This window comes from Sphingobium sp. MP9-4 (genome assembly GCF_005281675.1).
Taxonomy (GTDB): domain Bacteria; phylum Pseudomonadota; class Alphaproteobacteria; order Sphingomonadales; family Sphingomonadaceae; genus Sphingobium; species Sphingobium yanoikuyae.
In genome coordinates this window covers 48,809-63,486 of sequence record NZ_LUFI01000071.1, presented here as the reverse complement: position 1 = coordinate 63,486, position 14,678 = coordinate 48,809, and the positions used below count along the sequence as shown (strand labels likewise).

Genomic DNA, 14,678 nt, shown 5'->3' with positions numbered 1-14,678 from the left:
CCATGCAACCGGCTGCGCGGCAAATAGCGAAGCGGAGCAACATATTGGAAAAAGATTGAAGCCGGTAATGAGCGGGCATAGGCTTGACGCCCCACCATGTGGAGAAGGCTATGAAAAAGGCAGTTCTCTATCTGTCGATCGCGTTGATCGTCGTTCCCGATATCGCCATTGCCCAGCAGGGCGGCCGACCGCCATCCGGCGGCGGCGCTCGACCATCTCCGTCCACGCGCCCTGCCCCCGCCCCCTCACGCCCCGGCGGATCAGTGCAGCCTTCCCGCCCCGGCGGTCCGTCGACACAGCCGTCCCGGCCCGGTGCCTCTCGCCCGCAACCGCCCCGCCCCGGACAGCCTTCGCCCGGTCCGGGCCAGCCAGGTGGACCGGCGGTTCAACCACCCCGACCGGGTGGCCCTTCACCGCAGCCGCCCCGTCCCGGTGGTCCCGGCGTCCAGCCACCACGGCCAGGCCAGCCGCATCGCCCCGGCGCCGGCCGTCCGCCCAATTTCCGGCCGATCCCCGGCCCGGCCTTCCGCTATCCCCATGGCTATCGCTATCGCCGCTGGACGGTCGGCCTGTTCCTGCCGGCGGTCTTCTTCTCCAGCTATTATTATTACAACGACTATTGGCGCCTGGGCCTGGGCGCGCCGCCCTATGGCTATCGCTGGGTGCGCTATGGCCCCGACCTGCTGCTGGTCGAGGTCCGATCGCGCCGCGTGGTCGATGTCGTCTACGGCGCCTTCTACTGAGGCAGAAACAGGAAGGGCCGCATCATCCGATGCGGCCCTTTTCTCTTGCCCCGATCATTCACCCCGTCGGGTGAAGCGGAAGACCGTCGCTGGCGGGAAATTGCGCACCGTATGGCCGGCGCGGACAACTTCCAGGCCTAGCTGGTCCAGCACCGCACGGCTGACCGGCGGTCGCGTTGAATAGGTGAACTGCACCAGGCTACCGCCCGGCTTCAGCATGCGGAAGGCTTCGGACAATATGTCGATGTGCATCGCGCGGTCCATCGCCAGCAGCGGCAGGCCGCTGACCACGGTCTGATAGTCGCCGGGGCCACCGGCGGCGGCGACCGAGACGATCTGCGCCGGCGTCTCCAGGATCGAAACATGCGGGAAATGACGCCGCAGTCCGCGCGCGAAGGCGGGGTTGATCTCCACCACCTCCAGCCGGTCGGCCGGCAGGCCGGTCTCCAGAATGGCGCGGGTGAAGACGCCCGTGCCCCCGCCCAGTTCCAGCACGCGGCCGCCCTGCGGATCGATGTCGGCCACCATCAGCCGCGCCAGATAGCGACTGCTGGGCACGACAGAGGCGGTCTGCCGGGGCTTCTTCACCCAGGCGGCAAGGAAATCGAGATATTCGGTGGCGCGGGCGCGAAACTCGCTGTTCGGCAGGGCGATTGCCCGGCTGCGCTTCGGCTTGTGCTGCATGGGCGAAATGCGACCGCTCCTTTCTGGTGCCGACTCCCCTTAGCGGGCCGGAACGCCCCCGTCGATTGGCTTAACAAGATTTCATGCCGGACCAGCAACGGCCGGTCCGGCACAAGCCCTTATTTCTGCTTGCCCGCTTCAGCCGCGGCCAGCACGCGCAACACATTGCCGGACCAGATTTTCTGTACGTCAGCCTCGCTATAGCCGGCCTTCAGCAGCGCGTCGGTGATCTTGGGCAGATCAACCACATCCTCCATGCCGACGACACCGCCGCCACCGTCCCAATCCAGGCCGATGCCGACATGATCGGGGCCGACGACCTTCAGCGCATGCAGCATATGCGCCATGAAATCGTCGAAGGTCGGCCGGTCGGTGTCGGGATAGAGTCGGTCGATCTCCTGCCGCTTGGCGAGCATCGCGGCCCGCGCCTCGGGCGAAACCCTGGCGTCCTCCCGCATCTGGCTGTAGAGTGCCATCAGCGCCTTCTGCCGTTCCGGATTGGGCTTGGACGCGCGTAGATAGGCGCCATAGGCATTCATCTGGATCACGCCGCCCTTGGCCGCCAGCGCCTTCAGATGATCGTCATCGATGTTGCGGGGATGGTCATAGACCGCCTTGCAGCCCGAATGGGTCAGCAGCACCGGCGTGGTCGACAGCGCCAGCAGATCGTCCAGCACCTGGTCTGAGCTGTGCGAGGCGTCGGGGACGATGCCGAGGCGATTCATTTCCTTCAGCAATTCCTTGCCGAGCGGGCTGAGGCCGCCATAGCGCGGCTTCTTCGACGGATCGGTCGAGCTGTCGGCGAACTGGTTATGCGCGAAATGGGCAAAGCCCGACACGCGCACGCCCATGTCGTAGAATGTCTTGATCAGCGAGACATCCTCGCCGAGCGGATAGGCATTTTCGATCGACATATAGACGATACGCTTGCCCGCCGCGGCGATTGGCGCCGCGTCCTTCGCCTCCAGCGCCAGCGTGAAATTGTCCGGGTCGGCCGCCACCATCGATCGGATCGACATGCCACGCAACAACGCGAAATCGCGCGCCTTGCGAAAGCCCTCGATCGTCAGCGGCCCCTGGCCGGTGTAGATCGCCCAGAAGCCGCCATCCAGGCCGCCCTTCTTCATCCGCGGCAGGTCGACCTGGGTGTAGTCGCTATGGACGCCATGCTCCTCGTCGATCGACCAGTCCGGCAGGTCGAGCGAGGCCGGGGTATCGAGATGGCTGTCGAGCGTGATCAGCTTCTGGTGCAGCTGATAGACCTGTTTCGACACGGTTTTTGGCTGGGCCTGCGCCGCAATCGGGAGCAGCGCGACCAGCGCTGCCCCCATCAGATAAGCATTCCGCATCAGATCTCGCCCGAAATGGTGAACTGGAAGGTGCGTGGGGACAACGGCCGGAAGGAACCGTCGCCCGTCACCGAGGAGGAGATGTAGGACAGCGTGTCCTTGTCGAAGATATTGTCGACGTTGAAGCGCGCCTTGATGCTCTTCACCGGGCCGAAGCTCCAGCCGTCGCCAATATCCACATAACCGCTGAACACGGTGTAAGCCGGTACGCTGGAGCCTGCCGTGTTGGTAAAGGTCGACCAGCGCTTCGACGTATATTTGCCGCTGATGTTCGCAACCAGCCAGCTTGCAGGCTCGATCGTGACGCCACCGCTGACGATCCACTTGGCGCTGTCCGGGATATATTTGCCGGAGGTCGCATAGGTGACCGACGCGACGATATCATCCTGGAACTTGGCGTTATTGTAGGTGACGTTGGCGTTGGCATAGGCCAGGCCGTTGAGGAAGGCCGGCTTGTAGGTGCCACTGGCTTCCACGCCGTAGGATTCGACACGGCCGACATTCTGGTAGAAGGTTTCGGTGGTGCTGCCGCCGCCTTCCTGGAAAGTGGTGATCGACTGGATGCGGTTCTTGAACTTGGTGTAGTAGCCCGCGATCGAGGCGTAGAGCTGCCCCTGGTTGGTACGGAAGCCGATTTCCATATTCTGCGCGCGTTCCGCCTTGGGCTGGGGCACCAGCGCCGACGTGCCGGTGCGCGTCACGGCATAAATGTCATCCATGCCCTTGGGCAGTGCCATCGTCTCGGCATAGGAGGCGAAGATCTGGCTGCGCTCGTTGATCTTGAACAGCAGGCCCGCCATCGGGAGGAACATGTCGCGATAATGGGCCGTATTATACTGCGCCCCCCAGCCTGCGACCGCCGTGCCGCCCACGACACGATAATAGTCGTCGAAATCGCGATAGCCGCCCAGGCTGTAGTCCAGCATCAGCCCCTTGAAGCCGGCATCCAGAATCAGCCGGTCATCCATCAGCTTGAGCGTGTCCTTCAGGAAGATCTGCAGCGTGTCGCGCTTGGACCGATAGTCGCGGCGCAGATAGACCAGTTCGTCCAGATTGGGCTCGCCATCGGGGGCGCCATCCATCGTGTTGTAGCGCGCCTGGGTACGGTGATATTTGTCGACTTCAGCCCAGATGCCGCCTTCCACGACATTATTGCCGCTTTCCCAATGCAGCTTGGTGGTCACGCCATAGCGATCGCCGCCGACGCCCGAACGGCCATATTGCACGCCCTTGGGGGCGGTGACGTCCAGCCCCGCAGCCGCTTGTGCCGTGTAGCGGGTCAGCGAGTTGGAATAGCTGTCGGGCGAGACGCCATAGCCATTCTTGTCTTCATAATAGAGGGTCGATTCCGCCCACACGCCGTCGGCGATACCCAGGTGGAAGGTGCCGCCATAGAGCTTGTCCTTCCGCACGTTGATCGCGAGGTTGTAGACATTGGTGTAGTTGGAATTGGAATAATAGACGCCCGCCGCCGTCGGCGCGAAGCCGGTCGTGGTATTGGGCACATTCTCGATATAGGCGAAGTCGCGGCCGCAGGCGCCGACCACGCTGGTGGCGGTGCAATTATACTGGGCGCGGGTGATCGTCGGCGAGTCATAGTCGAAGAAGTCGTTCGACACGAACTTGAAGCGCGCCCAGCTGTCGCCGCCCAGATCGGCATGGATCTGGCCTTCCCAATGTTCGCGATCGACCGAACCGGGGCCGCGCCACAGGTCGCTGTCCAGCTTGGTGCGGCTGACATAGGCCCGGAACGGCCCCACCCGGCCCGTGCTGGCGCGGATGAAGGTGCGCTTCATATTATTGTCGCCAAAGCTCTGCGACACGAACAGGCCCATCTCCTCCTGCGGGGCGATGCTGTTATACTGCACCACCGGGCCGAGGCTGGAATAGCTGGGCAGGCCGACATCGGCGGCGCCGACGGAGGCTTCCACCACGCCCAGATTTTCATTGTCGACATAGCGGAAGACAGGGCTGCCACCGAAGGCGTCGCTGCGGCCGGTCGGAATGCCGTCGACCACGAAGCCGATCTGGTCGAGGTTGAAGGCGCGGGTCTGGACGCTGTTGCCGAATTCATAGAGGCCCAGTGCACCGTCGGTCTGGACGTTGAAGCCGGGCAGTTGCTCCAGCATCTTCAGGCCCGAAATACCCGACGGCGCCGACAGCAGCGCCTCGCGCGTGACGGCGACGACATTGTTGATCTTGTCTTCGCCGATCGCTTCCGACGATTGCGAGATACGACGACCGGTCACCGTGATGCTGTCATTTTCGTCCGTTGGAGCAGCCTCCTGCGCCCAGGCAGCAGAGGATAAGGCACCCGCGCAGCAGGCAAGCAGCAGCGCAGCGCGAGACACGCGACGAACAGACGAAATCGAAGGCATAGAGGCTCCCTGTAGGCCCTGCAAAAGGGCAGTTCGCGCCAATCAGGAGCGCCCGCCCCTTCGGGCTATCGCGCCGTTCCTCCCCGGACCCTGGCCTGTCGATCGCCGCTTGAGGCGAGCGCAGCCATGTCATCCATTTGTCATCTGAAACGAGCCCTACGGGAAAATCCACCACACGCTTATGATGATTTCTCAAGCGGAACGAGGTGCCTCAAAGCATTGAGATTTCGCAATCAATGCCCGCTTCCTCGCACGCGCGCACAAAAAATCCTCCCCAGGTCAAGCCTGGAGAGGATCACAAAATCGCCTGCCCTCTCTTCGTCGGAGAGGATCGTTCCTGAAGGCCTTATCGCCCCTTCCAGACGCCCGGACGCTTCTCGACGAAGGCGGTCATGCCTTCCTTCTTGTCTTCGGTTGCAGTCAGGATCTGGAACAGGCGGCGCTCGGTCAAAATGCCCTGCGCCAGGTTGGTCTCGAACGCGATATTGACCATTTCCTTGTTCACCATCGCCGCCATCGGCGGCATCGCGGCGATCGCGGCGGCGGTCTTGAGCGCATCGTCCAGCAGTTCAGCGGCCGGCACGATCCGCGCGACCAGGCCAGCGCGCTCGGCCTCCTCGGCGCCCATCATCCGGCCGGTCAGGCACATTTCCATCGCCTTGGCCTTGCCCACGGCGCGGGTCAGCCGCTGCGACCCGCCCATGCCCGGCGCCACGCCCAGCTTCACCTCGGGCTGACCGAACTTGGCGGTGTCGGCTGCCAGGATGAAGTCCGCCATCATCGCCAGTTCGCAGCCACCGCCCAGCGCAAAGCCGGCAACCGCCGCGATCCACGGCTTGCGAGTGGCGACCACCTTGGTCTGCCAGTCGGAGAAGAAATCCTGCAGGAAGAAATCGGCCGCTTCCTTGTCGACCATCTCCTTGATGTCGGCGCCGGCGGCAAAGGCCTTTTCGCTGCCGGTCAGCACCGCACAATGCTGGGTCGGGTCGGCATCATAGGCGGCAAAGGCCGCGCCCAGATCCGCGAGCACCTGGCTGTTGAGCGCATTGAGCGCCTGCGGCCGGTTGAGCGTGATGAGCGTCACCGCGCCCTGCTGTTCCACCAGGATCGTTTCATATGCCATTGCCGTCTCCCTAAGCTGTCAGCGCCGATCTATGTCGGCCAAAAACGGATCGCCAGCCTTTGCGGGGCGGCGATTTTACCGATCCTATCGGCAAAGATGCATGAAATCCTGATCATAGCTGCGCATATGGGCGCCGCCATCGACATAGAGGGTCTGGCCCGTCACCGCCGTCGCGCCGGCGAGATAGAGAACGGCCTGCGCGATCTGCTCCGCCTGCGGCAGGCGACCGAGCGGCATCAGTTGCTCCAGCCGCGCCATCTGCTCCGCATCATAGTCGGGCGTGGCGATGGTAAGGCCGGGCGCCACCGCATTGACCCGCACCTGCGGCGCCAGGCTGCTGGCCGCCGTCTTCGTCAGGCCGGCCAGCGCCAGCTTGGACAGCGTATAGGCCAGCTGATCGCCATGGGGATGGTCGATCCGCTGGTCGAGGATATTGACGATGCAGCGATCGCCGGTCCCGGCCGGCACCGTCGCGAACGCCTTAGTCAGCATCGCGGGCGCCGCGCAATTGACCGCATAATGGCGCATCAGATCGTCGGCGGTGACGCTGTCGATCCGGTCCTGGCCGAAGATCGCCGCACTGTTGACCAGCAGGTCGGGCGGCCGGCCGAAGCGTTCGGCAACCTGCGCGACCAGTTCCTCGGCAGCTTCGGGATCGGCGAAGTCGACGACGAAACCTTCCCACTCGGCGCCGTTCTCCTCCAGCGCGATCGCCAGATGAGAGTCCAGCCGCGTGTCATGGCTGCCATGGATGGCGAGCGAATAGCCGGCCTGCGCCAGCGCCGCCGAAATGATGCCGCCCAGCCGGCGATGGCCGCCGGTCACGAGCGCCAGCCGGCGCGAGGCCAGCGGCAAGGGGCCGGTCGGCCCGGCATCCTTCTTCGCGCCGCCGATCGGGCGATAGGCGGGCTCGGCGCCCTCCCCCTCTCCGGTCACATCATTCACGAGGCGATGAGCTTCAGCACTTCCTCGCGCGACTTTTCATCGTCGCGGAAGACGCCGAGCATGCGGCTGGTCTTCATGATGACATTGGGGGTGCGCACGCCGCGGCCGGTCATGCAGCCATGGGTCGCCTCGATCACCACGGCGACGCCCTGGGGCTTGAGATTTTCCCAGATGCAGTTGGCGACTTCGGAGGTCAGCCGTTCCTGCACCTGCAGCCGGTTGGCATAGGCGTGCAGCACGCGAGCCAGCTTGGAAATGCCGACCACATAATCGCCGGGCAGATAGGCGATGTGCGCGCGCCCGACGATCGGCGCCATATGATGTTCGCAATGCGACTGGAACGGGATGTCCTTCAGCAGCACGACATCGTCATAGCCGCCCACCTCATGGAAGATGCGCGAGAGATGATAGGCCGGATCATCATTATAGCCGCGGCAATATTCGCGCCAGGCGCGGGCCACCCGCTCGGGCGTTTCCACCAGCCCCTCGCGCTCAGGCGCATCGCCCGACCAACGGATGAGGGTGCGGATCGCCTCCGACACTTCGGCCGGGACCGGCTCCTTCGAGCCTTCGCCTACGGTTTCCGCATCGGGATCATATGCCATGAACTGGGCCACTCCATAATTGTTGGCCCCGGCATATGGCGACTGCGTGCCCGTCTGACCAGCCCTTTTGCCCCGGCTGGACACAACATCGCTGTGGTGGCAAATCACAGTCTAACGGGAACGCACCACATAAAAATGTCATTACAATCGCAAGATCATGCGCACTGAACGCATCGCCGCCGTCCTTCTGGCAGCCGGCATGTCGACCCGCTTCGGCGAGGAAGACAAGCTGATGGCCGACCTGCGCGGCAAGCCGGTTGCCGCGCACACGCTGGAAACCATCGCCTCCATGGCCTTTGCCGAACTGGTCGCCGTCGTGCGGCCGGTCGAATTTGCGCCGATATTGCATCGCAAGCTTGACCGGCGCGGCTTTGATATCATCGTCAACGAACGGCCCGAGGAAGGCCTGTCGAGCAGCATCCGGCTGGCGGTCGAGCATGTGATGGACAAGCGCAAGGTGCGCGGCATCCTGATCTGCCTGGCCGACATGCCCGACGTGCCGCAGACCCATTATAACCATCTCTGCATGGCGGCCGAGGACATAAGATCGGTCGTCGCCAGCACCGACGGCTTCTCTTCCTCCCCGCCCGCCTTCATCGGCCGCAAGCATTTCCCCGAACTGCTGGCACTTAAAGGGGACCAGGGCGCCCGCGCGCTGCTGAGCCACGGCATCCAGATCGAGACGATCGGCAATGTGCTTCACGACATCGATACGCCGGAGGATCTTGGCCGCCCCCCGGTGACACCGACCTGAGGCCCAAAAGGGGCAGGCGAAGCCGCTTTGCCTTGGCCCGCTTCAGGTCGATCGCGTCGGATCGGTCAGACCGTCGCCCATTTCCCGCGGATCAGGGGCACGACTGAGCGGCAGCGAGCCGGTCTGGCGTTCCAGCATGCGATGCACCACCGGCGGCTTACCGCCACTGTGCAGCGCGTGGATCGTGTCGCTGTTGGTGATGTCGGCGATGGTGCGCCGCTGGTTATGGCGGACATAGTCGAGCCAGGTCGACACATGATAGCGTTCGACCCAGAGCTCCGGATCGCCCAGGTCGCGCATCAGCGACCAGCCATGCGCGCCATCGCGCTTGCGAATGCGGCGGCGCTCGCTCATCGCGCTGAGGAAGGGGACTACCGACCCCACCGGGATGCGATATTCGATAGTGATGACGACCGGGCCGCTGCGCGGTTCGACCGGCACCGCCGTCTCCGGCTCACGCCAGCGGTTCTGGAGATCGAGATTGTCATCGCCGATCTGCGGCAGCGGACGAACGAAGCCGATCAGCGCAGCGACCAGTTGCACCGCGGCGGAGGCATAGAGCGCCTCGACCACGCCATGATCCTCGGCCAGATTGCCGAACAGCCAGGCGCCGATCGCCATGCCGCCGAACGCGGTCATCTGATAGATGGCGACGGCGCGGGCGACGACCCAGCGCGGCGCCGACATCTGGACCGACACGTTGAAGGTCGACAGCGCCATGACCCAGCCCGCCCCGGCGAGCAGATAACCCAGCAGCGCCAGCGCCAGATAGCCCGACATGGCGGTGATCGCCGTTCCCGCCGCCAGCGACAGGGCAGCGGACCGCACGATCGCCTCGATCGAGAAGCGCGCGCGCAGCCGCCGGGTGGACAGCGCCCCGGCCACCGCGCCGACGCCGAAGGCACCGCTGGTAAGGCCGAAGGTCAGCGCGCCGCCGCCCAGCACATCGCGCGCCACCAGCGGCATCAGCGCCGACACCGCACTGGCACCGATGCCGAAGGCGCCGCCGCGCAGTAGCACGAGCTGGATCTTGGGCGACATCGAGACATAGCTGACACCGGCCCACATCGCGACGCCCAGCCGCTCGCGCGGCAGCAGTTTGGGCGGCAATTCCGGCCGCCAGCGCGCCAGCACCGCGACCAGGCCGATATAGCTGACTGCATTGGCCAGGAACGCCGCCGCCGCGCCCGCCGCCGCGACGATCACGCCGCCCAGCGCCGGGCCGGTACTACGGGCAAGATTGAACCCCATGCTGTTCATAGCGACGGCACTGGGCAGCACGCTGCGCGGCACCATGTCGCCGACCGATGCTTGCCAGGCCGGGCCGTTCACCGCCGTCGCGCAGCCGATCAGGAAGGTGAAGCCCAACAGCGTCCAGGGCGTCAGCGCGCCGAGCCAGGCGACCAGCGCAAGGGCAGTCGACACCAGCAGCATGAACAGCTGACAGGCCATCATCACCTTGCGCCGATCCAGATTGTCGGCGACCGCGCCGGCCCAGAGCGAGAACAGCATGATCGGCAGCGTCGTGGACGCCGGCACCAGTGCCACCAGCACCGGCGAAGCGGACAGCGAGGTCATCATCCAGGCCGCACCGACCGACTGGATCAACCCGCCGAAATTGGACGCCAGGCTCGCGATCCAGATCGCGCGGAAGATGGGAATGGCAAAGGGCGAGGACGGCTGGGGGGACTCGGTGTCAGGCACGAAAACCATCAAGCGGATTTAGGAACGTCGGTCAAACCCGCGACTCGGCCTTTGGTTCACATCCGTCCGGTACGCAGCGCCCGGCCCCAGTCGGGACGCCCCCGCGCATCGGCGGTGGCGGCCGCGCGTTCGACATCATAGGCGACCAGGACGATCTCCGCGTGCCAGCCGTCGGCCATCCGCTCGACCAGCCCATAGCGCGCCTCGGGCGATCCGGTCTCCACCTTGTGCGGCCAGGGCCGGTCATCGTTATAGGCCGGCAGGCCCACGCTGCCCGGATTGACGACCAGCCCGCCATCGGCGCGACCATGGATGCGCGGCACATGGGTATGGCCGCACAGGATCAGCGGCGCGACAACGCCCCCTGCCCGCGCCTCGACCTCCGCCTCTGTCGCGGCGCGCAAGCCGGTGGGTTCGACCGTTTCCAGCCAATAATCGATGTCGCTGCCCGGCGTGCCATGGACCATGAGCATCTCATCCGTCAGCCACAGCGTCTCGGGCAAGGCGGCGATCCAGTCGCGATGGCGCGGCGCCAGCAGATCATGGGTTGCCCGGTCCGACGCGCCCATCCGATCGGGCGCCAGCGTCAGCAATTGCCGCTCATGATTGCCCCGGATCGTCGGCATATCCAACGCCATAACCCGATCGGCAGTCTCGCAGGGGAAGAGCGGCCCCGACAGGATGTCACCGAGATTGACACATAGATCGACATTGCGTGCGGCCACATCCGCCAGCACGGCGTCGAGCGCATCGATATTGCCATGAATATCGGAAAGAACCGCAATCTTCACCTGGCGCTTGTCCCGCTGCAATCGCGCCCCACATCAGGCCCGCACCTGACCTTACGGCAAGGCCATGTCGGCGGAAACCGACCATTTCAGGCTTGCACTTTACGTAAACGTAAATACATTCAGGGCCACTTCCGGTGCGCCAAAAGCCGCCAACGGAGAGGGAAAAGGAACCATGGAAGCCTATATCTACGACGCCGTCCGCACGCCCCGTGGCCGGGGCAAGAGCGACGGTTCGCTCCACGACATCACCCCCATCCAGCTTGCGACGCAGATGCTCGAAGCGGTGCGTGACCGCACCCAGATCGACACCGCAGACGTCGACGACGTGATCCTGGGCTGCGTCAGCCCGGTGGGCGAACAAGGCGCGGACATCGCGCGCGTCGCCGTGCTCAACGCCGACTATGCCCAGACCGTGCCGGGCGTGCAGATCAACCGTTTCTGCGCATCGGGCCTGGAAGCGGTCAACATGGCCGCGGCCAAGGTCTATTCGGGCGAAGCGATGTTCGCGATCGGCGGCGGCGTCGAATCGATGAGCCGCGTGCCGATGGCATCGGACGGTGGCGCTTGGGCGATGGACCCGGCGGTCGCCTACAAGACCTATTTCGCGCCCCAGGGCATCGGCGCCGACGTGATCGCCACCAAGTTCGGCATCAGCCGCGACGATGTCGACGCCTATGCCGTCGAGAGCCAGCGCCGCGCCAAGGCCGCCTGGGACGAAGGCCGTTTCAAGAAGTCGATCGTGCCGGTCCGCGACGTGATCGGCGGCATCGCACTCGATCATGACGAACATATGCGCCCCGACGCGACGATGCAGTCGCTCGGCAGCCTGAAGCCCAGCTTCCAGGCGCTAGGTGAGGACATGCCCGGCTTCGATACCGTCGCCCTGCTGCGCTATCCCGAGCTGGAAAAAGTCAACCATGTCCATCACGCCGGCAACAGCAGCGGCATCGTCGACGGCGCCGCCGCCGTGCTGGTCGGCAACAAGGAAATTGGCGAGAAATACGGCCTGAAGCCGCGCGCCAAGATCAAGGCGATGGCCTCGATCGGATCGGAACCTCTGATCATGCTGACCGGCCCGGAATTTGTCGCCGGCAAGCTGCTGGCCCGTGCCGGCATGACCACCGCCGACATCGACCTGTGGGAACTGAACGAAGCCTTCGCCTCGGTCGTGCTGCGCTACATGCAGGCGATGAAGCTCGACCACAGCAAGATCAACGTCAATGGCGGCGCGATCGCCATGGGCCATCCGCTGGGCGCCACCGGCGCCATGGTGCTGGGCACCGCGCTCGACGAACTGGAACGCTCGGGCAAGGGCACCGCGCTCATCAACCTGTGCGTCGGCGCGGGCATGGGCACCGGCATCATCATCGAGCGCGTGTAAGCGGCGGACTTAGGAGAGACACACATGGAAACCATCCGCTTCGACATCGATGCCGACGGCATCGCCACCCTGACGATCGACGTGCCCGGCCAGTCGATGAACGTCATCGGCCCCGACTTCCTGGCCGATCTGGATGCCGCCATCACCCGCATCGCGTCGGAAGAGGGCATCAAGGGCGCGGTCATCGCATCGGGCAAGGACAGCGGCTTCATGGCCGGCATGGACCTCAAATATTTCGGGTCGATGCTGGCCAGCACCGATGGACAGCGCCCCGCCCCCACCGCGATCTTCGACAATGTGTTCGTGCTGAACCAGCTGTTCCGGCGCCTGGAAACCGCCGGCAAGCCGGTCGCCTGCGCGATCGAGGGCACCTGCGTCGGCGGCGGCTTCGAACTGGCGCTGGCCTGCCATCGCCGCTTCGTCGGCGACAGCCCCAAGACCCAGCTCGGCCTGCCCGAAATCCTGATCGGCCTGTTCCCCGGCGGCGGCGGATCGCAGCGCCTGCCGCGCATCATGGGCGTCCAGGCGTCGCTGATGTACATGCTGCAGGGCAAGCTGTTCCGCCCGGCCGAAGCCGCGATGCTGAAGGTCGTCGACGGCGTGGTGCCGCAGGGCACGTCGCTCGCCGCCGCCAAGGACTGGGTCAAGGCCAACCCGACCGCCAGCACCCAGCCCTGGGACGTCAAGGGCTTCAAGGTGCCCGGCGGCGCCGGCGGTTTCAACCCCGCCTTCGTCCAGACCATGGCCGGTGCCCTGCCGATGACGCTCAAGCAGACGCAGCGCAACATGAACGCGCCGATCGCTTTGCTGTCGGCGGTCTATGAGGGCATCACCTTGCCGATGGACCGGGCGATCCGGATCGAGAGCAAATATTTCGCCAAGGTCGCCGCCGATCCGCAGGCGTCGAACATGATCCGCACCCTGTTCGTCAACAAGCAGGCGGCCGAGCGCGGCGCGCGTCGTCCCAAAGGCGAGGCCAAGGCGCCGACGACCAAGCTCGCCATGCTGGGTGCCGGCATGATGGGCGCTGGCATCGCCACCGTCGCGGCGCAGGCCGGAATGGACGTCGTGCTGTTCGACCGTGACCAGGCTTATGCCGAGAAGGGCAAGGCCCATGTCGAGGCGGTCCTCTCCAAGCGCCTGGGCAAGGGAATGACGCCCGAGAAGATGGCCGCCACCCTGGCCCGCGTCACCCCGACCACCGACTATGCCGCGCTCGCCGGCGCCGACTTCGTGATCGAAGCCGTATTCGAGGATGTCGCGATCAAGGCGGAAGTCACCAAGCAGGTCGAAGCCGTGCTGGGCGCCGACACCATCTTCGGCTCCAACACCTCGACGCTACCAATCACCAAGCTGGCCAATGCCTGGTCCAAGCCCGAGAATTTCATCGGCGTCCACTTCTTCTCGCCGGTCGAGAAGATGCCGCTGGTCGAGATCATCCTGGGTGAGAGGACCGGCCCCGCCGCGATCGCCAAGGCGCTCGATTTCGTTGCCCAGATCAAGAAGACCCCGATCGTCGTCCATGACAGTCGCGGCTTCTATACCTCGCGCAGCTTTGGCACCTATGTGCAGGAAGGCGCGGAACTGGTCGGCGAAGGCGTCAACCCGGCGCTCATCGAAAATGCCGGCAAGCAGCTTGGCATGCCGACCGGCCCGCTGGCGGTCAGCGACGAAGTGTCGATCGAACTGGGCGTCAAGATCATGACCGCCGCCAAGAAGGAACTGGGCGACGCCTATGTTCCCCAGGGGTCGGACGACATCATGCTCAAGATGGTCGAGGCCGATCGCCTGGGCCGCAAGAATGGCAAGGGCTGGTACGACTATCCCGAAGGCGGCAAGAAGCATCTCTCGCCGGTGCTGGGCGACCTGTTCCCGCGCGCCGACGCCCAGCCGGATGTCGAGGAAGTCAAGGAACGCCTCCTCTATCGCCAGCTGATCGAATGCGCCCGCTGCTTCGAGGAAGGCGTGCTGGAAACGCCGGAAGATGGCGATATCGGCGCGATCTTCGGCTGGGGCTTCGCGCCCTATACCGGCGGTCCGTTCAGTCATATGGATACGGTCGGCATCGCCCATGTCGTGGCCGTGCTGGACCGGCTGGCCGCCGCCCATGGCCCGCGCTTCGCCCCCACGGCGCAGCTGCGGGACATGGCCGCCAACGGCGCGACCTTCTATCGACCCGTTCCGTCTCGCGCTGCAGCATGAGCGATTTGTAAATCGTAAC

At 64.9% G+C, this 14,678-nt stretch carries 12 protein-coding genes; 4 read left to right on the top strand and 8 right to left on the bottom strand.

The genetic code is table 11. The features are described 5' to 3' along the window. Window positions 1-110 precede the first annotated feature (110 nt). Window positions 111-743 carry an RcnB family protein gene (locus tag A0U87_RS27055; protein ID WP_048937017.1) on the top strand — a complete coding sequence of 211 codons (633 nt, stop codon included), beginning with the start codon at window positions 111-113 and terminating at the stop codon, window positions 741-743. A 54-nt stretch (window positions 744-797) separates the two neighbouring features. Here A0U87_RS27055 and A0U87_RS21255 read toward each other — a convergent pair whose 3' ends face one another. From A0U87_RS21255 to folE, 6 genes are all read right to left on the bottom strand, one after another. Continuing rightward, window positions 798-1,427, bottom strand: coding sequence for a methyltransferase domain-containing protein (locus A0U87_RS21255; RefSeq protein ID WP_004212060.1), 630 nt, complete (start codon window positions 1,425-1,427; stop codon window positions 798-800). Between the two features lie 119 nt (window positions 1,428-1,546). Next, window positions 1,547-2,776 carry a dipeptidase gene (locus tag A0U87_RS21250; protein ID WP_048937018.1) on the bottom strand — a complete coding sequence of 410 codons (1,230 nt, stop codon included), beginning with the start codon at window positions 2,774-2,776 and terminating at the stop codon, window positions 1,547-1,549. Beyond that, window positions 2,776-5,154, bottom strand: a complete 2,379-nt coding sequence (locus A0U87_RS21245) for a TonB-dependent receptor (RefSeq protein ID WP_048937019.1) — start codon at window positions 5,152-5,154, stop codon at window positions 2,776-2,778. The genes A0U87_RS21250 and A0U87_RS21245 overlap by 1 nt, the downstream gene beginning before the upstream one ends. Before the next feature lie 346 nt (window positions 5,155-5,500). Then, complete coding sequence (locus A0U87_RS21240; protein ID WP_048937020.1) at window positions 5,501-6,277, bottom strand: enoyl-CoA hydratase-related protein; 777 nt, start codon at window positions 6,275-6,277, stop codon at window positions 5,501-5,503. Window positions 6,278-6,361: 84 nt separating this feature from the next. Continuing rightward, entirely contained in the window at window positions 6,362-7,222 is an 861-nt protein-coding gene (locus tag A0U87_RS21235; RefSeq protein ID WP_010335387.1) for an SDR family oxidoreductase, read from the bottom strand. Further along, window positions 7,219-7,827: a GTP cyclohydrolase I FolE gene (gene folE, locus A0U87_RS21230; RefSeq protein WP_037507879.1), complete on the bottom strand. Its 609-nt coding sequence runs from the start codon at window positions 7,825-7,827 to the stop codon at window positions 7,219-7,221. The genes A0U87_RS21235 and folE overlap by 4 nt, the downstream gene beginning before the upstream one ends. Window positions 7,828-7,984: 157 nt before the next feature. Between folE and A0U87_RS21225 the strand changes: the two genes are divergently transcribed. Beyond that, on the top strand, window positions 7,985-8,581 hold the full coding sequence (locus A0U87_RS21225; protein ID WP_037518930.1) for a nucleotidyltransferase family protein: 597 nt from the start codon (window positions 7,985-7,987) through the stop codon (window positions 8,579-8,581). A gap of 42 nt (window positions 8,582-8,623) precedes the next feature. Here the strand turns inward: A0U87_RS21225 and A0U87_RS21220 are convergent, their stop codons facing one another. Further along, window positions 8,624-10,294, bottom strand: coding sequence for an MFS transporter (locus A0U87_RS21220; RefSeq protein ID WP_048937021.1), 1,671 nt, complete (start codon window positions 10,292-10,294; stop codon window positions 8,624-8,626). Window positions 10,295-10,341: 47 nt separating this feature from the next. Then, window positions 10,342-11,097 carry a metallophosphoesterase family protein gene (locus A0U87_RS21215; protein WP_080993532.1) on the bottom strand — a complete coding sequence of 252 codons (756 nt, stop codon included), beginning with the start codon at window positions 11,095-11,097 and terminating at the stop codon, window positions 10,342-10,344. 151 nt (window positions 11,098-11,248) lie between these two features. Between A0U87_RS21215 and A0U87_RS21210 the strand changes: the two genes are divergently transcribed. Together A0U87_RS21210 and A0U87_RS21205 are read left to right on the top strand one after the other, a co-directional pair. Then, entirely contained in the window at window positions 11,249-12,457 is a 1,209-nt protein-coding gene (locus A0U87_RS21210) for an acetyl-CoA C-acetyltransferase (protein WP_048937022.1), read from the top strand. 24 nt (window positions 12,458-12,481) lie between these two features. Beyond that, window positions 12,482-14,659, top strand: a complete 2,178-nt coding sequence (locus tag A0U87_RS21205) for a 3-hydroxyacyl-CoA dehydrogenase NAD-binding domain-containing protein (protein ID WP_048937023.1) — start codon at window positions 12,482-12,484, stop codon at window positions 14,657-14,659. Window positions 14,660-14,678: the final 19 nt, after the last annotated feature.